We start from the raw sequence: 21,929 nt of genomic DNA, 5'->3' as shown, positions 1-21,929 counted from the left end.
AGTTATTTCCTCCGAATGATCAGTTCGCCGTACTCGCCGACAGTCGCCTGCTGGCCGGCGCCCACATGTGTGGTGGACAGTCCCTCGTCGATGATGGTCGGGCCGGAAAGCACATCACCCGCGCGCAGCGTCGACCGCTCATACACGTGAGCCTCTTGCGCGCCGTCGCCTCCGTCGATGTCGCCGAGGAAACGCAATGTGGTTGTGCGTACTGGAAGTAGGGGCTCGTCGGCTCCGCGAGCGGGGACCCGGGGGAATTCGATTTTCGACGTCTCGACGACGGCGCGTATCCGAAACGTCACGCCTTCGACCGGCATGGCTTCGAAACGGTTGCCTGAGCGACTCTCGTACGTGTCGTGGAATGAGGTCACCATCGTTGCTACGGCGTCTGCGTCGATCACCCCGTCGGGTACCGGCACAAAGGGTGTATCCCAACTTTGACCGACAAGGTGCGCGTCCATGCTGCGGAGGAAGGTCACCGCGGTGGTATCACCCACCTGTTCGCGGAGCTGAGCTTCCATCTCGGCGAACACGGCGTCGATCGACGATGCCTTGTCCGGCGACAGCAGCAGGTAAGCGCTCCGGTTGACCGTGAACACCTGGTCGGCGGCCAACAAACCGATCGCCGAGAACAGACCAGGATTCGGCGGCACGATCACCTGCTTGCAATGCACGGTGTCGAGAACGGCGGGTAGCAACATCGGTCCGGCTGCACCGAAGGCAACGAGGCTGTAGTCACGCGGGTCGACACCGTTCTTGATGGCGACATTGAACACGCCCTCGGCCATGTTGTTGACCGCCATCTCGTACGCATAGCGGACTCGCTGTGCGAGGCTGAAGTCGGTGTCGAGCCCTTCGAACGCGCGCTCGGAGGCCGCGATGTCGAGATCGAGTTCGCCGCCCGCGAAACCTTCCGGCTCGATGATTCCGATCATCAGACACGTGTCTGTGGTCGTGGGTACGGTGCCGCCCCGCCCGTAGCAGGCGGGGCCGGGCTGTGCCCGTGCGCTGTCGGGACCAACCAGAACTTCCCCGGACTGTCCGATCGCGACGATGCTTCCGCCACCGGCGCCGATGCTGGAGATGTCGTTGGCGAGGGCGTTGACGACCAGATCGTGCTCCAGTTCGAAACTGGTGTTGACGAACGGAGCCCCGCCCGTCACTACGCTGATGTCGCAAGAGGTTCCGCCGACGTCGGCACACAGTAGGTCGTTTTCACCGATGAGGTCGCCGAAATGAGCGCATGCGACTGTGCCTGCGGCCGGTCCCGAGAACACGATCCTGAACGGCAGGTCCATTGCGCGCGAGGCGGGAACGAGGGTCGCCGCGCAGTCTGCGAAGTTGAGTTGGCCGGTGAAGCCGAGCTCGGTCAACCCTTCTCCCAAGCTTGCCGAGTACTTGGTGTAGATGATTTTCATCAAGGTGTCGATCACGGTCGTCGATGCGCGTGCGTACTCTTTGGCGAGGGGCGAGACCTCACTGGAGATGGAGCACGGGACGTCGCCCAGCACCTCGCTTACCAGCTCACGTAGCCGGATTTCGTGGGCGGGGTTGACGTACGCATTGATGAGGCAGATCGCCACCCCGGTCACATCGCACCTACGCAGAACTTCTAACTCAGCACGGGCCTGCTCCTCGTCCAATTCGAAAAGCACGCTTCCATCCGAAGTGAGCCTTTCGCGGATGCCTCGGCGGAGGTATCGATCGACGATCGGCCTCGATGCGTCACCGAAGCTGCGGCGCCAATGCGGATCGAGAATTGCATCTGCGGGTCGCCAGACGCGTCCCATGTCGAGAATGTCGCGATGCCCCTCGGTGGTCAGGAATCCGATTTTGGGCAGCTTTCGAGTGATGACCGCGTTGAGGCCGTGCGTGCTGGCGTGGTTGAAGACATCCGAGCCTTCGACTCCGAGCAGCTGCGCGCCCTCGAGCACCGGTCCCGCGACCTCGGTGTAGTCGGTAGACACCTTGGTGGTCAGAATCTTGCCGTCGCGCCATGCGACGACATCGGTGAAGGTGCCCCCTACATCGACTGCAATCATATTTCGTACTCCTAGAGGGTTGCGATTAAACGAGATCGGCGAGCAGCTGGATGTGTCCGAGACGCGACCACCGCTCACGCTCCACGGAATGGAGACAGTTCTGACACTTGACGACGTGGAGCCAGCCGGTCTCGGCGACGACGGGATACGCGCGCAGCTGCTCCTGCCCGCATCGGGGGCATGCCCCTTCTCTCGCGAGCCTCTCGACTTCGAGTCTTGGGGCTTCGTGCGTGGGTTCTGACATGGATTGAGTCCTCCTGTGGGAAGCGACGGTCTAGTCCCAGAACGCTGATTCACAACGCTAAGCAGGAGAGATGCGGGTCACAATCCTCGAAGCGAAGGCGCGGTATCCGCGAAGCGAAGGTGGCACATTCCCTCGGTAAGGCATAATATATTTATAAAGTGTGATACGGGTCACCAGAGGAGGGGAAGGGCCTTGCTACAGGTAGCAGCGACGTCGAGACTCCGGAAGTTTCGAACCGGCGATCCCGACGTCGCCCACAGACACGTAGCCACGACCTTTGCGAACCACGAATTGGCTTTGGACGATCGGCAGCCAGTCGACTTTCGTCTCGACACGATTTCGTCCGGACGCCTTACGCTCGGTCGCATGTCCTACGGGGCGGCGGCCATTCTCAACGGCCCCCCGATGCAGTCCTGCTATCACGTCAACTTCTTGATAGAGGGCAGCAGTGTCGTCGAGCAGCGGGGAGTTCGGAGGAACCTGGATGCGAGGCAAGACGGCGTGGTCTTCGTACCCGATGCACCCGTGATGATCGACTGGAGCGCGGACGCAACGCAGTATCATCTGAAACTGCCCATCGACACTCTGGAGACCCATGCGGGTACGTTGCTCGGCCGACCGGAGAAGCAGGAAGTTCGCTTCGACTTAACCTTCGATACGGCCGCTGGAGCAGGTAGGTCGCTCCTCGCCGCCGTGAAATTCCTCTACCGAGAACTCGCACGTGAGGAGGGGATTGCCACGATGCCTCTCGCACGTCACGATTTCGAATCTTCGCTCATGACCCAACTGCTGCTCACCGTTCCGAACCAGCTGACAGAAGCACTCGTCGGGCCGTCACCGCGTGCTGGGTCGCCAACGGTGCGCCACCTGATCGAGTTCATCGACGCACACCCCGACGAGGCAATGACGACCGCCGACCTTGCCGCCAAGGCAGGCGTGACCGCGCGGGCTTTGCAGCTCGGATTTCAGCAGGCCGTCGGAATGCCGCCCAGTGAGTACGTACGTTCGGTGCGGCTCGATCGAGTCCGCAGCGATTTGGCGACGGGTCGGTCGGAATCGGTGAGCGCTTCTGCCGCACGGTGGGGCTTTTTCCACCTCGGTAGGTTCGCCCGACAGTACCGCGAGAAGTTCGGCGAATTACCCTCCGAGACACTGAACCGTTCGATGAGATAGAACGAAAAACGCCGCACCGGATGCTGTTACTACACCATCCATTTCGACGAACCAAGACGGCGTGTGGGAAGCATTGACTCGGCGGGGAACTCGGCGCTGCAAGAGAAATGGAGCCGCTGGCAGAGGCAGCCCGGGAAGGACTGTAACGAGTGCCCACACAGCACTGCGCTGCTCTTGCCGTCGAACTCTCCGGCAAGAGCAGCGCAGTGTTTCGATCCGATCAGTCAGTGGGGTTGGGTTGCAGTCGGTTCAGGATCGTCGAGATGTCGTCGACGTTCTCGAGGTCGTACACGGCCTCGATGACGGCGTCCGCGACCGCGTCGCTCACTACTCCGTCGATGTTGTGGCGGAATTTGGCGATCAGTTCGTCGTCGGTCATGTAGGTGACCGGGTCGGGGGACGGACTGCCCTTGGGGTAGCCGCGTTCGCCGGTGAACCGGGTGCCGCGCGCGTGGACCTCGATGCGCGATCGGCGTGCGGCCGGGTTGCTCGCCAGTGCCGCGGTGTAGTCGGGGTGTTCCTGAAACGTCGTCTTCGTGGTGAGCTCGAGGACGGACGGATCGAGGACCGCTTCCGGGGTCTGCCAGTCCTTGCCGGGGGGAATCCGGTGCGCGGCGAGGGCAAGGCCGTGGGTCATGCTGAACTGCGCGTCACGCGGATTGCGGATGGTCTCGTTGACCCACACCGGCTGCATCACGAAGCTCTCACCCCAGGCATTGATGGCCTCGATCTCGTCGGGCTTGATGTCGTTGACCTCGATGATCTCGGTGAGGGCATCGAACAGCGCGTGCATCACCCGGCAGTGCGGATACGGCTTGAACGACTGGAACGGGGTGAAGGTCCACTCCGTCCCCAAACCCGCGGTGATCGGCGCCGGCTCCCAGCGTGAGGTCCCGATGAATCGGGGGAAGCCGTACTCGCGGTCGTCGAGCATCTGACGGTCACCGGTGTGGCCGAGTTCGGCCAGCTGTGCGGCCGTGACCGCCGACAGGGCCATCCCCCCGGCGAGCTGGTACTTGATCGTCGTCGACGGCGCGTGCATCATCCATGCCCGCTGGGTGTTGGTCGGCATCGTCGAGCCCATGATCCCGAGCGCATCGGCAAGCGTGTCGTTGCCGAACCCCTTGACCACGCCGATCGCGGCCGCCGCACCGAACAGCGTGCTGCTGTAGCCGATGACCTTCGGGATGGTGACCACACCATCCTTGATGTCGCGTAGATAATCGGTGGCCTTGCCGATGCGATACGACATCTCGTGCGCCACTGCGATCGCGGTGAGCAGGCGTTCGCCCGAGGAGTGCAGAGCTTCTGCCGTCGCCAACGCGCCGGGCACCACGTAGGGGGTCACGTGACCGGGCGGCAGGACCGCGTCCTGGTCGAGTGCGTTGACCAATTCGGCGTTGGCGAACGCCGCACCGGGTACCGACGTCTTCACACCGGTTCCGATAATCGACGCCGGGCCACCAGACCCGCCGAGAAACTGGCCGTACTCGATGCCCCGGCGCGCGCCCGCGTCGCCGAGCGACGCCACCGCGCAGCCGAGGGTGTCCAGCAGAATCCGCTTGGACTCGGCAACCACGTCACCCGGGAGTGACCGTGCTTCGGCGCCGGCGGCGAAATCCGCGAGATCTTCGACAATTGTTGGCATCAGATTCTTCCTCTTGTTGCTGTGATGGTGATCGTGACGTTGGTTCGGTTACACAGGCCACTGAATGTGCTTGACTTCGAAGAACTCACGGAATCCCTCTTCGCCACCTTCGCGGCCGATGCCGCTGTGTCCGGGTCCGCCCCACGGGGCGTCCCCGCGCATTCCGCCCCCGCCGTTGATGGTGACGGTGCCCGACCGAAGACGACGAGCGAACGCGAGTGCGTCGAGGGTGGGGCCCCACACGTTGGCATTGAGGGCATACTTGACACCGTTGGCCATGCGGACCGCTTCGTCCAGGTCGGTGTAGGGCATCACCACCCCGACGGGCGCGAACAGTTCCTCCTGCGCGATCTCCGCGTCGTTCGAGATACCGGTCACCAGAGTCGGTTCGAGGAAGAAGCCGTCATCGAGGCCGGGCGGGCGGCCCCCACCGACGGGAACCTCGGCGCCCTCCTCCCGGGCGCGCGCCAGAAAGCCCTCCACATTTCTACGATGCTCGCCCGTGATCAGCGGTCCCAGGACGGTGTCGGGGTGATGGGGGTCGCCGACCGTGAGGCCACCGAGAAACTTGCCAGACCTCTCGACGTACTCGTCGAACTCGGCCTGAGGCACCAGGGTTCGTGTCGTCGCCCCACATGCTTGGCCGCTGTTTCGGGTGAAACGCAGCGCGGAGGCGGGTACCGCCTTCTCGATGTCGGTGCCGGGCAGCACGATGTTGGGTGATTTGCCGCCGAGTTCGAGGACGACCTTCTTCAGCGTCGGCGCAGCCAAGGTGAGAATCCTGCTGCCGACTGCGGCCGAACCGGTGAACGTCACCAGGTCGACCTCGGGCGCACTGACCACTTGCGCGGTCACACTCGGCGGACCGAAGACCAGGTTGACCGCACCCGGCGGGAATCCCGCCTCCTCGATCAGCCGCATGATCGCGGCCGTCAGCAACACGGCCTTCGGCGAGGTCACCAGGACGGTCGAGCAGCCCGACGCCAGGGCGGGGCCGAGCTTGTACGCACACATCATGACCGGGACGTTGTAGGCGACGACCGCGGCCACCACGCCGGCCGCGTCCCGCACCAGCATGCTGCTCGAGACCACCGGGTCGTGATGCAGCGGAAGGGGCTGCTCGTATCCGTCCCGGGGGCCCCGTGCCGCCGCGTCAGCGAACCATCGGAAAAACCTGACGGGCAGATCGACGTGCAGGGCGGCGGCGCTGCTGATCGGTGTGCCGATCTCGGTGGCGGCGAGGGCGATGATCTTCTCTCGGTCCCGCTCGAGCAGATCCGCCAGCCGGTGTAGCAGGGCACCACGCTCACCCGGCCCGAGGCGGCTCCACTCGCCGTCATCGAACGCCCGCCTGGCAGCGGACACCGCTGCGGCGACCTGCGCGGGGCTCGCCGCCGGTGTGACGGCCAGTTCCCGACCGGTCGTCGGGTTGATCGACCGAATCGCCTCCCCCTCACCCGCGATCGGGCGCCCGTCGATGTGGCACTCGGCCTCGGTAATCGGTGCGGTCATGACAATGAACCTCTACCTCTCGATCGTGTACGGCGCACTCCCCGGCTCACGGCCGGTCCAGGCCACCGTACTCAATATATTATGTTCTTAGGACGATAGCGGCGTTATCCCGCCATATATCCGCCATCGACGACGAACGAGCCGCCGGTCGCATAGCCGGCGCGATCAGAGAGGAGCCAGCACGCCATCTCGGCGATATCGTCGGGTTGAGCGAGCGCGCCGAACGGAATCCGGGACATGATGGTGGATCCGCTGCGGCGCTTGGCATCCTTCATTAAATCGGTGTCGGTATAACCCGGGCACACCGCGTTGATCCGGATGGTCGGCGCGTATTCGATTGCCGCAGTCTTGGTCAGGCCGACGACGCCGTGTTTGGCCGCCGCATACCCGGCTGTGGTTTTGAATCCGGTGAGACCTGCGAGGGATGCGGTATTCACGATGACGCCGCCACCCTGCGTCACCATCTGCTTCAACTCAGCGCGCATACAGAGCCACACGCCCTTGAGGTTCACTGCGACGGCCCGGTCGAATGCCTCCTCGTCCCAATCCGCGACGGATCGACCACCTTGACCGATCTGCCCGCCGCTCACTCCCGCATTGTTGAACGCGCCGTCCAGGCTGCCGTAGTAGTCGACGGCCGCGGCGACCATCGCATTCACCGACGATCCGACCGTGAGGTCGGCGGGAAGCGCGATCGCCTCACCACCCGCCGCGCGCACGAGGTCTGCCGTCGCCGCGACGCCCTCCTCGGACACATCGGTCGCCGCGACCCGGGCGCCTTCCTTCGCGGCCAACAGGGACGCCGCGCGCCCGATGCCTCCCGCCGCACCGGTAACGAGTACTACTTTCCCGTCGAGTAGTCCTGACATTTTCCGTCCTTCTTCCGAGTAGATGCGTTGGTACCTATCCGACGCGTGATGCCGGCCAGTCGCGGGCCGGCGAACGCCATGCTGGCCAGTTGTCCTCGGGCTCGGGACGGGTCACCGACACATGGTGAAAGCACTCTTGGCACTTCACGACCATGCGGGGCCCTAGGTGATTGGCGACGGGATAGCGAGCGAGACTCGTTGCGCCGCACGACGGACATTCGCCGTCGACGGTGGTGCGTTCGACGTAGACCCGGTCGGTCTCGGGACGGGGAAACAGGAGCCGGTCGACTGCCATGGGGATGCCTTTCTCAGAGATTCCAGTTGCGGGGGGTGGCCACCGGTACGCTCCAGCGCCCCTGGTCGCGGTCGGCGGCCAGCTGCGCTCGTCGTGCCGATGTGGCGGCCTCGTCGACGTCACCGTTCGCGATCACGACACCGTGGGCGTCGGCCGCGAACTCGGGGCTGACAAGTCCGCTACGGACGTCCTGCAGCACCTTCCCGGGAATGCGGGTCAGGGGGTCACCCCAGCCGCCGCCACCGCCGATGACGAAGCGGAGCGCATCGCCGGCTTTCAGGACGAGTCCGGAGAACTTGCCGGTCTGGTAGCGCGCACCCCGCCCAAACTCACCGTTGTTCGGGTCCGGCCGACCCTGATCGTCGAACATGCCGAACAGCGGCTCGGCTCCACGCAGGTCGAGTGGATCACCGTGTTCGGCAAGGTCGAAGTTCTCGATGTACCAGCCGTAGGCCGGCGAGCCGGCGCCACCTCCGTTCGAGCCGGGAGCGCCGCAGCGGACCCGGTCGGCGGTGATGGTGACCATTGTGTCGGACTCGGCGAAGATCGAGTAGACCGAGCCGAGACCGCCGCGGAATTCTCCGGCCCCGGCGGTGTCGATCACCATCTCGTGTTGGACGATGACCAGGGGACTCTCGATCTCGACATGTTCCTGCACCGACGTCCGGCAGTTGCCGATCGGAATCACGCAGAAGGAGACACCGTCGTCCTTCCACGTGCCGCCCCAGCCGCCACCGGCGAGCGCGAAGGCACCCCATGGCGCGCCTTCGTGGCCCGGGCGGGTATCGATACCGCCGAGGCTGACGACGACGGCAGTGCCTGTGTCACAGGCGAATGCCTCGTCCATCGCCTGGCTCAGGGCCTGCGTGACGACATTGATCCCCCGGGCGCCGATATCGGCGTGGTTGGAGCAACTCGACGGAGGCAGAACCTGCACCACGCTGCCGGACGGCAGCAGAGTCTCGATCGGGCGTAGCGTGCCACTGTTGACCGGTGTCGACGGGTCGACCATCAGCTTGACCGCCTCGATGCAGCGGGAGGCCTCGCACCAGGCGGTGCCACAGTTACCGAGGGGCTGACGACCCGAACCGGAGAAGTCGATCTCCATGGAATCTCCGCGCACCTTCACGGTCACGTTGACCGGAATCGGCTCGTCGGTGACGCCGTCCTCGTCGAGGAAGTCCTCGGCGGTGTAGTCGCCGTCCGGAATACTCGCGATACCTCGCCGCATGCTGGCCTCGGTGGCCTCGATGGCGAAGCGGCCGGCCGCACGCACCTTCTCCAGGCCCCCGCGGGCGATCAGATCCTGCAGCTGGCGCTCGCCGACCACCAGGCAGCCGTGCAGGGCCCGCAGGTCCCCGAGCACGAGCTGCGGCACCCGGTTGTTCTCCAGGATGAAGTTGAACAGCGGACGAACCGGAACGTCGTTCGCGTACAGCAACGTCGGCGGCAGCTTCAGCTGCTCCTCGAAGTGCGTCTGGGTGCCGTTGGAGAAGCCGCCCGGGATCGCACCACCGAGATCGACGAGGTGGGACGTCGAGTGCAGCAGGAACTCCACACGGCCATCGACGAAGACGGGCCGGAGCAGGTTGACGTCGGACTGGTGGATGGTGCCGCGCCACGGGTCGTTGACGAAGATGACGTCACCGGGCTGCATGCTGTCGATGTCCCACTCGTCCATCACGAAGTTCGCAATGTGCGGGGCGGTGAAGGCGTGCTGCATGCAGCCCTCCCACAGCGCGACGGTTTCCCAGCCGTCGTCGGTGCGCATGTGAATGGCGCTGGTGCAGTCCAGGATGTCGCGACAGACCGGGGAGAAGGCGCTGCGCATCAGCGAGTCGAGCATCTCCCGGGCGACCTCGGTGAGGCCGTAGCGGAGGATGTCGAGTTCGACGTCGACCGCGGGGCCGGCGTCAGGGGTGGTGATCGTCATGGTCTGCTCCTCAGCTCTGGGGCTCGATGATGAGATTCAGGTCGCCGTCCACGTAGGCCATCCGGCCGGGAAGGACGAGGGTTGTCGCGAACTTCTCGGCGACGAGGGCGGGGCCCTGCACCCGCTCGAAGGGTTGGAGGCGCTCCCGAACGTAGATGGACACCTCGACCTGCTCGGTCGTGCCCGGCAAGGTGAGCTCCGTCGTGCGGAGGAATGCCTCGCCGTCTTCGGGGGTGAGGTCGGTCTTGTGCTGCTCGCGCGGGATGATCGCCGTCACCTCCACCGTCGAGATCACGACGGGAATCTCGGTGGCCGCGAAACCGTATGACTCCCGATAGAAGTCGTGGAACTGTGGCACGAGTTCGGTCACACCGTCGGCAGTGAGAGCGCCGGAGTGGATGGGCATGCGGTTGTCCCACGTCTGGCCGCGATACATCGCGAAAACGGCCCGCTCGAAGCGGATTCGATCCACGTCGGCGCCCTGGCTGTCGAGTTCACCGCGGATGCGGTCCTGCAATGCGGCGAAGGCGGCCTCGATCGATTCGGCGCTCGACGGTGCGAGCGGGCTCATGATCGACTGCGCCCGGGTGACCATCAGGTCGCTGCGGAGCAGCCCCATGGCCGAGAACTGGCCGGGGTTGCGAGGCACGATCACCTTGTCCAGGCCCAGGATCTGCCCAACGCGGTCGGCGAGCATCGGGCCGGCCGATCCTGAGGGCTGCAGGGCGAACTCGCGGACGTCGAGTCCCCGGTAGACCGAGATCGTGCGGACCTTCGCGGCGATGTCCTCACACGCGACCTCGTAGGCCGCCGACGCGAGCTCGAGGGCCGACATGCCGAACCGTTCCCCGGTCTTTCGGAGGGCTTCGAGCGACGCGTCGACGTCGAGCCGAATGGAGCCGTTGGCGAACAGGTCCGGCTGGAGGACCCCGAGAGCCGCGCACGCATCGGTGAGCGTGGGCTCGACGCCACCGCGCCGGTAACACACCGGACCGGGATTGGATCCGGCCGAAGCCGGACCGACCGCCACATTGCCGAGCGTGCTGGGCCGGATCAGGCTACCGGCACCCGAGCCGACGCTCTCCACGTCGACCAACGGCATGGTCAGGGTGAGACCGGTTTCCAGCGTCCACAGATCGGTGAGCGGCGTCTTGCCGTGCACAATCGCTGCCACGTCCGTGCTCGTGCCACCGACGTCGATGGTGAGCAGGTTCGGCGAACTGCTCTCATTCGCAAGCTTGACGCTGCCGCTCACGCCACCGACCGGGCCGGAGACCAGCTGGAACACCGGGGCACGCCCCGCGTCGGCGAACGTCGCGACCCCGCCGTTCATCATCATGATCCACAGCGTCCCAGCGTAATTGCGCTCGGACAGCTGGCTCATCAGACGGTCGAGGTAGCCGACGACGGCCGGGCCCACGTACGCGTCGAGGGCGACGGTCGTGGTGCGCTCGTGCTCCTTGGTTACCGGGTACAGCGCCGAAGTTTGAATGTAAGCGTCCGGCAACTCTTCTGCGACGATCTCGGCCGCCCGCTGCTCGTGGGCGGGGTTGATGTAAGAGTTCATCAAACACACGGCCACCGACTTCGCGCCCTGGCTCGCGAGCGAACGTGCAGCGTCGCGAACGGCATTCTCATCCAACGGCAACAACTCGGACCCGTCGTACCGCAGGCGCTCGGGAACGCCGAAGCGCGATTCACGCTGCACGATGGGCCGTTCCTGGTGCGGCCGAAGCCAAGTGGGATCGTAGAAGCGGTCACCGAATTCGCGGTGCATGCGACCGATGTCGAGCAGATCGCGGTGACCGCGTGTCGCGATCAGACCGGTGCGCTCGCCGGTGCGACTGAGCAAGGCGTTGATGCCCACCGTATGGCCATGCACAATTTCGGCGACATCCGGGATCTCGACGCCTATCGCCGCGATACTCTGCAGGACGCCTTCCTCCTGTCGGAGCGTGGAGAGCACCTTGCCGTCGCGGGTTTCTCCCGTTCTGCGGTTGAGCCCGATAATGTCGGTAAAAGTGCCGCCGACGTCGATGCCGACTACCCAGTCGGCCACCCTGTCACTCTGCGTCATATTTCGGCCTCCGTGGTGTGTGCTGCAGTGACATGCGCAGTGCATCTGCGCCATGCGCTTGTGTTGCAGGTCACTCTTCCGCACGGAGGGCGCGGGAACATCTGTCCGGGGTCGTAGATTCGTACGACCTTCGGCCGGCGTCAGCCTTGCGTCGTAGTGCGCGTGTCGTCGGAATTGCGCAGCCAGATCGACACGGCCTCGGCCCGGTTGACTGCGCCAAGTTTGCGCAGGATGCGGGTGATGTGGGTCTTGACGGTTCCCTCGGAGATGACCAGCTTGCGGGCGATCTTGCCGTTGGAGTCGCCGTCTGCCATGAGCCGCACGATCTGCACCTCGCGGCGGGTGAGGACGGAGTCGTCGTCGCGCCCGAGCGCGACGGACTTCGCTACCCCGGGGCCGGCCGCCTTGGTCCAGCGTCCGAGTCCGTCCAACTGGGTACGCACCACCGAAAGCCCCTCGAGCACACTGACTCTCGCCAGGTTTTGGCTCATCGCTTCGGCGAACGTCGACAACAGCGCTTGATCGACACTGGTGAGATTGCGTTGCTGGTGATAGCAGTCGCCGTGCACCAGGCCGACGACGTCACCGTCGACTATCAGCGGCGCGATGCCGTAGGACGAGGACCTGGTGATCTCGGCGAGCGGGCGGTTGACGCGTGGGTTGTCCTGCACCTCGTGGACGAGCGTCGCGCGAGCGCCGACCACGGTGTCGTTCTCGACGAGCATGCGGTCGAGAACCGGCGGGTTCTCCCTGCCCACAGCCACGATCTCCTCCGCCCAGCGCGGGTCGCGGACGACGTGCATCGAATGCAGCCGCCACGACCCGTCTACCGTCGACAGCAGCGCACGATCGAAGCCGAGGCTGCATACCGCCTCGGGAGCGCGCGCCAACAGCGCGTCGACGGTCTGCGCGTCGCCGACCCGTGCCAACGCGGACTGAACCTTGGCCAGTATCTCCGCGTGATCGGCCAGCCCCAACCGCGCCACCGCGGCCTCCGCCTCGCGTATGCGACCGAGAATCGCCATCAGGGACGTCAGAACATCGGACGACGGGTCGTGTTGGCCGATCGCACGCGTCATCTGGGCGGTCACGAGGTCCCACAGCCAGCCCAGCGCCTGACTGTGGGACTGTGCGCCGACCGGCTGCGGACCGCTGAGGTCGCGGTCCAGCAGCACACTCACGTCGTGGGTGATGTCGGCGATCGCATCGTGCAGCGCCACGGCATCTTGCCGGATCGACGTGTTGCGCATACTGCACTCCCATGAACTCGCTGACCTACACCATGCTAGGCATCCTGGTGAGCCACGTCACGACCGGCGCCGGGGCTAATGGCGCTGTCGCTCCAGCACTGTGACCTCGGAGGCCTCCGACGGTGCGTTCGCGTCACGCCTCGTCCGACGGGATTGGTCGAACAGCCCGCCACCGATTACCAGCACCGCGCACCCGATGATCAGCAGCGATACGCCCCACGTCGAGTGGCTGGACGACATGGTCACCATCGTCAGCGCAAGGATTGGGGCCAAGCCGCCCGCAGCGGCGCCGCTGACCTCCCGGCCGGTGCCGATGCCCGAGGCGCGCACCTCGGTAGGGAACTGCCGTGCCATGTACGGGCTCGCCGCCACCATGATCATCGGCGCCAGGACACCAGTGGTCACGACCATGACACCCCAGATGAGCGGGGAGCGGCCGGTGTCGAACAGCCAGAAGGCGGGGAAGGCCATCAGTGCGACCCCGATCGCGCCGCCGATCATGACCTTGCGGGTGTCCACACGGTCGGACAGGCGCCCGATCAGCGGACACGCGATGATCGCCGCGATGCTCGCGAACGTCACCCCGAGGGCGCCGACATTCTTCGCCACACCCTGAAACTCCGTGAGGTAGGACAGCGAGAACGTCTTGAAGGTGTACGAGAGCGCGGAGTACCCGCCGTACACGGCCGCCACCACGAGAAGGCCCTGCCAGTTACCACGCACCAGGTCACGCAGAACCTGGAAGCCCTTACGTTGCCGCGCCTCGGTCGCCACCTTCTCGAATTCCTCCGACTCGGGCATCGCGCGGCGAATCCAATAGCCCACGATTACGATCGCGAAGCTCGCGATGAACGGCACGCGCCATCCCCACGTGTAGAGCGCTTCGTCGTCGAGGCTGGTGACCGCGGCGACAGCGAGTGACGCCGCGAGCAGGCCGATCTGTGCGCCCATCACCGGGTACGCGCCGTACCGGCCCCTGGTCTTCTCGTCGGCATGCTCGTAGGCCACCGTGATCGCACTGCCAAGCTCGGCACTCGCGCCGAAGCCCTGCAGGATCCGCAGAATGATCAGCAGCGCCGGTGCCGCCACGCCGATCGCGGCATACGAGGGCACGAGCCCGATGAGCCCGGACGCGATTCCCATGATCAGCAGGCTGATCGACAGCACCGCCTTGCGCCCGATGCGGTCACCGAGGATTCCGAAGAGGATGCCACCGAAGGGCCGGGCCAGGAATCCGACCGCGAACGTGGAAAACGCCGCGAGGGTGCTGGCCGACGAATTCGCCGACGGGAAAAATACCTTCCCGAAGACGAGCGCCGCCATCGAAGCGTAGAGGTAGAAGTCGAACCACTCCAGCGACGTTCCGATGATGACTGCCGCGCCGACCTTCTTCACCCTTTGCGGGGATTTCCGCCCAACGGATATTTCGCGTTTCTTCGCCACGCGTCAAGTCCTCTCTCAGTGGCCAACCTGTCGCGTGAATCTATTATGCATAATCTTTAAAATCAAGCGACCGGGATCACTGCGTGGAACCGCATGAGAGGTGCGCCACTCCCCCGGCGGCGCGAAAGGAACATGGCTGCCCTCTGCACACGTGCCGTTATTCCGATCGGGCTGCCGTCTCGCTCCGTCCAGCTGTGCCGAACTGATCAATGCACCGCACAGCCCACGCGGTCAGAGACATCCGCCGAACTGTGAACAAGGAGCACCCGCGGGAACTGTCGATGAAACTGACTGACGAGGCGCGGAAGCAGATCGGCAACAAGGAGTTTGAGAACCGCAATCGTCTGCCTGCCGGACCGCAGTTCGGCGACGTCGTGCACGACGGCCCGCGCCTGCTCGACATCGTCAGGGATCTGCCGCGATCGGCCACGGCGAGGACGCACTCGGCATCCCGGACGGGCCCAGGGGCGGTCACCGACCAGCCACCCTCGTCAGTCCTTCCGGGGCGGCGCGATGGGTCATACCAAGCTCACTACTGGAGAATCTTGTGAAGACCTGGGAGATACACGCCCAGGACGGGGCCACATCCGTGTGTATGCGGCCCCGTGAAGGTTTGTCAGACTCCCCGCACGCTCTGGGCTTGCGGACCCTTCTGCCCCTGGCCGACCTCGAACTCCACACGCTGGTTCTCGTCGAGCGACTTGTAGCCGCTGCCCTGAATCTCGGAGAAGTGGACGAAAAGATCAGCTCCGCCATCGTCCGGCGTGATGAATCCGAAGCCCTTTTCACCGTTGAACCACTTCACAACGCCCTGTGCCCTGCTTCGTCTCCCTGCAGCAACTGCGAGCCGGGACCTCACAGCGAAGTCCCGATCTCATGCATGATCCTGCCAGCATCGAGCGCCGTTCACCGGCACGGTTCCACCGAGGACGTCACTACGTCGTTCAAATGCGGTCACTCGTCCAAGAGACGGGCAGTGAGATCCGGCATCAGGTGGACGTCAGGCTGCCGGAAGGGGGCTTGCGGGTTCAGGTATGTTTCCGCACATGAGAGCCGCATCGTGGTTGAGCGTGGCGACCGGGGTGCTGTCCGGCGCCGCCGTTGCCGCAGCGTGGCGGAGGGCATATCTTGCCGAGCAGGCAAGGCTCGACGCCGAAGCCGAGCGGGACGCGGCATTGGAGCAAGTTGCCGAAATAGGGCGGACCGCCGTGCAGCAGGAAAGCCCACGCCCGCAGAACGTCGACTTCCACGTCCAACGCATCCGGGGAGCGGTCGACCGGTTCCGGCTTCGGAATGTCGGGGGCAGCACGGTCACGGACGTGCGCTTCGTCATAGACCCAGCGGAGGAGCAGAACCGCCGCATTCCGACACCACAGTGGCTACACGACGAGCCGGTGACCTTGTTGCCGAATCAATGGGCCGACTTCAGCGCGAGCGCTCTTTCACTCGTCGCCGGTTCCTGGCGAGTAGTGTTTCCGGCGTTTGTCACCGTCCTCTGCGAAGAAGGCAGCACACCCTTGCGAATAGACCTGCCCACTGCCGGCGTTGCCGAAGACGACTCAATCGGCTGACCACTCGATTCGGGTTTCCGACAGACTGCGTCGTCGAGGCCGCCGTCGCCGGAAGCCGATACTGTGGCCACCTGCTACCTGCTCGGAGTCTCGACCCGCCGGATGGAAAAACTGGTCGACTCGCTCGGCATCACCTCACTGTCGAAATCCCAGGTGTCGGTGATGGCGAAGGACCTCGACACCCAGGTCGAGGCGTTCCGCAGCCGCCCGTTGGATGCCGGCCCGTACACGTTCGTCGCCGCCGACGCCCTGGTGCTCAAGGTCCGGGAGAACGGTCGGGTGGTGAATGTGCACACCCTGGTCGCGGTCGGGGTGAACGCCGATGGCTACCGGGAGATCCTGGGCGTGGATGTGACCTCGTCCGAGGATGGTGCCGGCTGGCTGGCGTTCTTCCGGTCGCTGGTGGCCCGCGGCCTGTCCGGGGTGCGGTTGGTGACCTCCGACGCCCACGCCGGCCTCGTGTCGGCGATCGGTGCCACCCTGCCCGGGGCGGCCTGGCAGCGATGCCGAACTCACTACTCGACGAATCTGATGTCCCAGACCCCGAAGTCATCCTGGCCCTGGGTGAAGACCCTGTTGCACTCGGTCTACGACCAACCCGACGCCGATTCCGTTCACGCACAATATGATCGGATCATCGACGCTCTGTCGGAGAAGTTACCGAGGGTAGCCGAGCACCTCGATGCCGCACGGTCTGACCTGTTGGCGTTCACCGCATTCCCGAAGCAGATTCGGAAACAGATCTGGAGCAACAGGAGCGCCTCAATAAGGAGATCCGTCGGCGAACCGATGTGGTCGGGATAGGGACTATCAGTTATTCGGTGGAGCTGGATCTGGCACATCGGTTTAGTTCTCACTCGTGGTGAGCCGGCCCTCGAACGTGATCGCGAATGCGTTCAGTGCCGGCTTCCATCTCACTGCCCATCGTGCTCTGCCCTTCCCTGTCGGGTCCAGTGCCCGGGTCGCGAGATATAGACACTCGAGCGCCGATTGGTCCGTGCGTTTCCACGTCCCGTCGTCGGCGCGGTCAACGGCCCTGCCGCGGGAGTGGGTGTGTCGCTCGCGCTCGCATGCGACCTCACCGTCGCCACCGAGTCCAGCTACTTGCTCCTCGCGTTCACCAAGGTTGGCCTCATGCCCGACGGCGGTGCCACTGCCCTCGTCGCCGCGTCGATCGGTCGCGCGCGTGCACTGAAGATTGCTCTGCTCGCCGAACGCCTTCCCGCCCCGAGGCCCTTGCGGCCGGGTTGATCGCCGACGTGTACCCCGACGCCGAATTCGTCGATAGTGTCGATACTCTCGCACTCGGTATGGCGAGCGGCCCCTCTCAGGCGTACTGCTGGACGAAGAACGCCGTCAACGACGCGACCCTCACACAACTCGGCAGCGCCTTCGCGCGTGAACGGAAAAGACAGCTCGAACTGCTCTCCTCCGCCGATTTCACGGAGGGAATCGCGGCCTTTCTCGAGAAGCGCCAAGCCGCCTTCGGCTAGATGTCGAGACGTACACCGCACCAGTCGACGGAGAACGGCGCTGGTCGTCGGGGCTGACTCGGGAACATGGCCGGAAGCTGTGGCTCCAATCAAACCCCGAGACCTCGCACAGTCAGAACGATTCTTTGCCCTTTCGCTCCACTACCCAGGCCGCGGTCTGCGTCCGGGAGTGGAAGCCTAGTTTGGACAGCAAGTGCTCGGCGGGCACTGTCACGTAAATCGAAAAGTATAACGCTACAGTTGGTTCGGGGCAGGACACTACGGGGACACCGCCGGGCCCTTCACCTACAGAACGAACATCTCGTCGGGATGCTCCGACTCACCCGCGGCGAGCAGGCACCGTTCTACACGCCATCTCTTAGCCGCCTGTCCCCGTCATTCCCTCACCCTGCACTACGTGGTGGAGTTCCTCCTCAGCCACAAAGTGCCGATCGCAACCACCAACTGCCTTATCCCACCGTCCGACGTCTGGGTGCGCACCGGCGCTCTCGTGCCGACGGACACACAGAACGTCCGAGCCGGCCTCGACAATCTCAACGGCCTGACCGGCAGCCACCGTAAAACCGTCGAGATGATCAAGAGGACATACCCCGGGTGAACGTCGACCTCGACGAGTCGATGAGGTCGGACATCGACTATCCGTGCCCGCGATCGCATACGTTGAAAGCATCGAATTCGACTCGAGCGCAATCTAATTCCTGACTACACCGACCGGCCTCTCAATGGGGGGAGATCTTGCGGTAGAGGGTCTCGTGAGAAGGTCCAGCCGTCGGCATCGCCGGCCCCCAGTCACGGCCTCTACCGCCCCGGAACCCGAGGCAGACCGGGGCGCAGGCGGTCCCGCTTCTGCTCGGCGCGCGCCACGAACGGATCCAAACTCTACAGCCACCAAATCACACCGGTCTCGACCCCCACCCTCGCACCGCGCCGCACGCCCGAACGGCACCCGATGCGGCCAATGCCCACCGACCAAGACAAACCTCTGATGTGACGAGCATGGGTCGGAGGGCCGGCGGTCGGAACGGATACGGGGACCGCCGGCAAGGACATCCGCGTCGCGTCCGGGACCTCCCTCACCATCCCCAACCCGGCGCCGCATTCGCGGCCGCGGCCAGCAGCAGGGAGCCGACCATGACGACGGCGCCACCTCGCCAAACGCCACCACCGCGGTCCGACCATGGGTGGCGCCGCGGTCGGGCAGTGGCGAGCGAACCTCGGCGACTCGGCCGTCGCCGGGCCAGGCCGCGCGAATGCGCGTCTCTGACGGTGTCCGAGGCCCTCGCGCGGGGCTGGACTGTGAGCGCGGGTGCGACGAACAGCGGGATCACCCTCCCGCATCAGGTACAGAGGCCACGGCAGCGTCTCCACACCCGCTGATGCTCCGTGCCGGTCGTGCCTGGCCCCGCGTCCCGATCATGGTGGATCGCAACACGCCGCGGACGCCTTCCCCACCAACCCAGCGCTCTCACTGCCACTGTCCCACGTTGGACTCGCACGCCGTATCGACAGCGCGGCAGTGGAATTGGGATACCAAGTCGTCTGACCGTCACGCACGGGGATCTCCAGCTACAGCCGCAGCGCCTCCCGGACCGGATTCAGATGTCGCGGGCGGTACCGAGGACCTGGCTGACGACCGAGTCCAAAATCGGGTACAGCCAGGGGCGTGTGCAGGCGATCAGCTTGGTTGCCTTCTTCTGGCCGATCTCCGGCAGCGCCCACAGGGCGGTTTCCAGGTCCCAGACGGGCCATCCCGGGGCGAGCGGGTTCGGTTCGTCGACCAGGTCCCGATCCGGGCCTACCGCCGTCAGAAGGGGCGTTCAGCGCCTTCGCCTGGGTGTCAGGATCGCCCTCGCCGACTTCGGTGGGACCTAGGGCATGTCCGACAAATGTTGGGTCCAGGCGATGACGGCGTTGAGGACCACTGCGGCTCGGTAGACGATGGCGAGTTTGTCGTAGCGCGTGGCCAGTCCTCGCCATTGCTTTAGATGGCATAACCGGCGTTCGACGACGTTGCGACCCCCGGTAGTCATCACGATCGAATGCTGGTGGGCGGCCGCCACGTGAACCCCGCCGGCGCCGATGGCCGGCCTGATCGTCCGGTTCCGCGATCACCGCCCCGATCCCGCGGCGGCGCAGTAGGTCGCGGTGGGCTCGGCAGGAGTACGCCTTTCTCGTCCCGGACTCGATCCGGGCGGGTGCGGGGGCGCGGCGCCTACCGCCGGCACGCGGTACCTGCAGGTGTGCGAGCAGATAAGGAAATGCTGGTGAATCGCCCGGCTGTCCCGGTGCCACCAGCACCACCAGCGGTAATCCGTGACCGTCGACGAGCTGATGGGCGCGGGCGATGGTCGAGTCCACCGATACTGCCCAGTCGATCATTCCGGAGGCTTCGGCCGCGGTCAGAAGCCGTTCGAGCACTCGATCCCAGGTACCGTCACCGGCAAGCCGCCGATGCCAGGTCCAGATCGTCTGCCAGGGGCCGAACACCTGCGGAACGTGGGTCGGATTTACATGCCAGCCGAGCTGTTCGAGTCGCCGGAATCGCCGTCGACACAGAACCGCTCAACCGGAAGGTCGGGAGAGCGGTGGGCCGGTCCGATCTCGGCAAACAATGCCGCACTGTCGGCGGCGGACCTACGATCGGATGGTTGGTCGAGCTACCTGTGGGCGCTCCTTATACCGCCGGTTGTGTCGCCGTGCGTGCGGCATCGAGCATGTCGTTGATATCGGTGAACTTCACACGCGGGCGACCCTGTTCACGTCCCCGCGAGCGTTCCTCCGCGTCGATCGCCAGCCAGCCTTTCCGGTCGACGACCTCGGGTTGGCGCTCCCGGACCAGCGCCGTGAGAGCTTCTCGGTCGCCGGCGAGTTTCGGCTGCGGCAGCCGTCCCGCGACTACGTCGTCGATCAACGCTGTCACGGTGTCGTGGGCGCAGTGCTTGTTCGTGCCGATCACCCCTGAGGGTCCACGCTTGACCCAACCTGTGGTGTAGACCCCCGAAACCGGGCTGTTGGTATCCGGATCGACGACCCTACCGTCGACGTTGGGGATTATTCCCAATCGGTTGTCGAAAGGAACGGCCGGCACAGCCCTGCCGCGGAAGCCGATCGACCGCAAAACGAGCCCAGCTTCGAGGATCTCTCGGTCGTCGGTCGCTCGGGCTTCGAAGGTACCGTGGTCGCTTCTCACCAACTCGTTACGGACGATCTCCACGCCTTCGACTCGTTCGTCACCAAGGATTCGGGTCGGTGAAGCCAGGTAACGCAGGACGATGCGCTTGTGCGCTGGATTCGGGGCGGAATTCGCAAATTCTCGTGCAACACTGGTCTTGAGATCCATCGAGAAGGAGTGTGTCGATTCGGTCGTTTCACCGAGATCGAGTTCGGTCCGGTCGACCACTACGTCCACGTTCCGTATCCGGCCGAGCGCGAGTAGCTCGGGGGTCGTGTAGGCGGCGTGACCTGAGCCCCTCCTGCCAAGCACGACGACCTCTCGAATATTGCTCTTGCGCAGCGCGTCCACTGCATGCTCTGCCATGTCGGTCCGAACGAGATCGTCCGGGTCCGTCACGAGCAGCCGGGCAACATCGAGTGCGACATTCCCGTTTCCAACGATCACCGCACGCTCACAACCGAGGTCGAATGTCCGGTGTGCGTAGTCCGGGTGGCCGTTGTACCACGCCACGAACTCGGGGGCTGCTGCACTACCCGGAAGCTCGGTTCCGGGAATGTCGAGTTTGCGGTCGTCGAGTGCGCCGACGGCATAGACGACGGCATGGTGGTGATCGAGCAGTTCATGGTGGGTGAGGTGTCGGCCGATCTCGACGTTGAGGTGGAATCGAAACCCGGGTTTCGCTGCGATCTTGCGGAACACCTCGGTGATCGTTTTCGTCGCGAGGTGGTCGGGAGCGACACCAGCACGCACCAGACCCCATGGCGTCGGGAGGCGGTCGAACATCTCGATTTCGACGCTGCCACTCGGCATTCTCCCCATCAACTCTGCCGCCGCATATACGCCGGCCGGACCGGAGCCCACTACGGCCACGCGCAAAGGCACGTCCGGCTTCGACACCTTCACCGGATGCTGCCGGTCCGGCGAGGGGAGTGCGGAGTCGAGCGGGTGGTAACGGAAATACTCAGCGTTGATGTCTCGGTACCGCGCCTGGTCGTCCGGGAGCTCGTCTTCGGGGTATATCGCCTCGACAGGGCACGCTTCCATGCATGCGCCGCAGTCGATGCAGGTCTCCGGATCGATGTACAGCATCTCGGTGGTGCGAAACGCCGGATCGTCCGGGGTAGGGCGGATGCAGTTGACAGGACACACCGCGACACAGGTGGCGTCGTTGCAGCATGGCTGTGTGACAACGAAAGACACGAGA

General features: G+C 64.9%; 16 protein-coding genes and 3 pseudogenes. 5 read left to right on the top strand and 14 right to left on the bottom strand.

Translation table 11 applies throughout. The features are described 5' to 3' along the window. Positions 1 to 2: 2 nt before the first annotated feature. Positions 3 to 2,120, bottom strand: a complete 2,118-nt coding sequence (locus JQT59_RS21305) for a hydantoinase/oxoprolinase family protein (RefSeq protein ID WP_249353710.1) — start codon at positions 2,118 to 2,120, stop codon at positions 3 to 5. 358 nt (positions 2,121 to 2,478) lie between these two features. On the opposite strand from JQT59_RS21305, the gene JQT59_RS21300 reads away from it, so the two are divergent. Then, the gene (locus JQT59_RS21300) at positions 2,479 to 3,459 is read left to right on the top strand and encodes an AraC family transcriptional regulator (protein WP_213571891.1); all 981 of its coding nucleotides are present in this window, start codon (positions 2,479 to 2,481) and stop codon (positions 3,457 to 3,459) included. Positions 3,460 to 3,679: 220 nt separating this feature from the next. Here the strand turns inward: JQT59_RS21300 and JQT59_RS21295 are convergent, their stop codons facing one another. The 9 genes from JQT59_RS21295 to JQT59_RS21255 all read right to left on the bottom strand — a co-directional run bounded on the left by JQT59_RS21295 (position 3,680) and on the right by JQT59_RS21255 (position 15,345). Next, entirely contained in the window at positions 3,680 to 5,107 is a 1,428-nt protein-coding gene (locus tag JQT59_RS21295) for an MmgE/PrpD family protein (protein ID WP_213571890.1), read from the bottom strand. A 48-nt stretch (positions 5,108 to 5,155) separates the two neighbouring features. Beyond that, positions 5,156 to 6,619: an aldehyde dehydrogenase family protein gene (locus JQT59_RS21290; RefSeq protein ID WP_213571889.1), complete on the bottom strand. Its 1,464-nt coding sequence runs from the start codon at positions 6,617 to 6,619 to the stop codon at positions 5,156 to 5,158. 104 nt (positions 6,620 to 6,723) lie between these two features. Next, on the bottom strand, positions 6,724 to 7,488 hold the full coding sequence (locus JQT59_RS21285) for an SDR family NAD(P)-dependent oxidoreductase (RefSeq protein ID WP_213571888.1): 765 nt from the start codon (positions 7,486 to 7,488) through the stop codon (positions 6,724 to 6,726). 34 nt (positions 7,489 to 7,522) lie between these two features. Then, positions 7,523 to 7,783, bottom strand: a complete 261-nt coding sequence (locus JQT59_RS21280) for a hypothetical protein (RefSeq protein WP_185726531.1) — start codon at positions 7,781 to 7,783, stop codon at positions 7,523 to 7,525. 13 nt (positions 7,784 to 7,796) lie between these two features. Continuing rightward, complete coding sequence (locus tag JQT59_RS21275; protein WP_213571887.1) at positions 7,797 to 9,716, bottom strand: hydantoinase B/oxoprolinase family protein; 1,920 nt, start codon at positions 9,714 to 9,716, stop codon at positions 7,797 to 7,799. A 10-nt stretch (positions 9,717 to 9,726) separates the two neighbouring features. After that, positions 9,727 to 11,793: a hydantoinase/oxoprolinase family protein gene (locus JQT59_RS21270; protein ID WP_213571886.1), complete on the bottom strand. Its 2,067-nt coding sequence runs from the start codon at positions 11,791 to 11,793 to the stop codon at positions 9,727 to 9,729. A gap of 140 nt (positions 11,794 to 11,933) precedes the next feature. Next, positions 11,934 to 13,043 (bottom strand): LuxR C-terminal-related transcriptional regulator, encoded by a 1,110-nt coding sequence (locus JQT59_RS21265; protein ID WP_213571885.1) that lies wholly within the window; start codon positions 13,041 to 13,043, stop codon positions 11,934 to 11,936. Positions 13,044 to 13,118: 75 nt separating this feature from the next. Continuing rightward, positions 13,119 to 14,486, bottom strand: a complete 1,368-nt coding sequence (locus JQT59_RS21260) for an MFS transporter (protein WP_213571884.1) — start codon at positions 14,484 to 14,486, stop codon at positions 13,119 to 13,121. Positions 14,487 to 15,102: 616 nt separating this feature from the next. Then, positions 15,103 to 15,345: a cold shock domain-containing protein gene (locus JQT59_RS21255; protein WP_213571883.1), complete on the bottom strand. Its 243-nt coding sequence runs from the start codon at positions 15,343 to 15,345 to the stop codon at positions 15,103 to 15,105. Between the two features lie 187 nt (positions 15,346 to 15,532). Here JQT59_RS21255 and JQT59_RS21250 point away from each other — a divergent pair, with 187 nt between their 5' ends. Further along, positions 15,533 to 16,057: a hypothetical protein gene (locus JQT59_RS21250; RefSeq protein WP_213571882.1), complete on the top strand. Its 525-nt coding sequence runs from the start codon at positions 15,533 to 15,535 to the stop codon at positions 16,055 to 16,057. Between the two features lie 63 nt (positions 16,058 to 16,120). Then, a pseudogene (locus JQT59_RS21245) lies at positions 16,121 to 16,923 on the top strand (IS256 family transposase); the annotation flags it as partial. Here the strand turns inward: JQT59_RS21245 and JQT59_RS21240 are convergent. Continuing rightward, positions 16,904 to 17,056: pseudogene (locus tag JQT59_RS21240) on the bottom strand (IS256 family transposase); the annotation flags it as partial. The pseudogenes JQT59_RS21245 and JQT59_RS21240 sit on opposite strands and share 20 nt — an antisense overlap. Here JQT59_RS21240 and JQT59_RS21235 point away from each other — a divergent pair. Both JQT59_RS21235 and JQT59_RS21230 read left to right on the top strand, forming a co-directional pair. Then, positions 17,051 to 17,550, top strand: a pseudogene (locus JQT59_RS21235) (enoyl-CoA hydratase-related protein); the annotation flags it as partial. The pseudogenes JQT59_RS21240 and JQT59_RS21235 overlap by 6 nt on opposite strands. 397 nt (positions 17,551 to 17,947) lie before the next feature. Beyond that, positions 17,948 to 18,148: a hypothetical protein gene (locus JQT59_RS21230; protein ID WP_213571881.1), complete on the top strand. Its 201-nt coding sequence runs from the start codon at positions 17,948 to 17,950 to the stop codon at positions 18,146 to 18,148. Between the two features lie 997 nt (positions 18,149 to 19,145). Here the strand turns inward: JQT59_RS21230 and JQT59_RS37150 are convergent. From JQT59_RS37150 to JQT59_RS21215, 3 genes are all read right to left on the bottom strand, one after another. After that, a complete protein-coding gene (locus JQT59_RS37150; RefSeq protein ID WP_249354647.1) occupies positions 19,146 to 19,331 on the bottom strand; it encodes a DUF6308 family protein in 186 nt (61 codons plus the stop codon). Between the two features lie 87 nt (positions 19,332 to 19,418). After that, positions 19,419 to 19,583 carry a transposase gene (locus JQT59_RS21225; protein ID WP_213571880.1) on the bottom strand — a complete coding sequence of 55 codons (165 nt, stop codon included), beginning with the start codon at positions 19,581 to 19,583 and terminating at the stop codon, positions 19,419 to 19,421. Between the two features lie 641 nt (positions 19,584 to 20,224). Then, positions 20,225 to 21,925: an FAD-dependent oxidoreductase gene (locus JQT59_RS21215; RefSeq protein WP_213571879.1), complete on the bottom strand. Its 1,701-nt coding sequence runs from the start codon at positions 21,923 to 21,925 to the stop codon at positions 20,225 to 20,227. Positions 21,926 to 21,929 lie beyond the last annotated feature (4 nt).

The sequence above is a fragment of the Rhodococcus sp. USK13 genome, from assembly GCF_018343855.1.
GTDB classification, from domain to species: Bacteria; Actinomycetota; Actinomycetes; order Mycobacteriales; family Mycobacteriaceae; genus Rhodococcus_F; species Rhodococcus_F oxybenzonivorans.
Note: the sequence above shows the minus strand (reverse complement) of the source record. Positions and strands in the feature narration are given on the sequence as shown.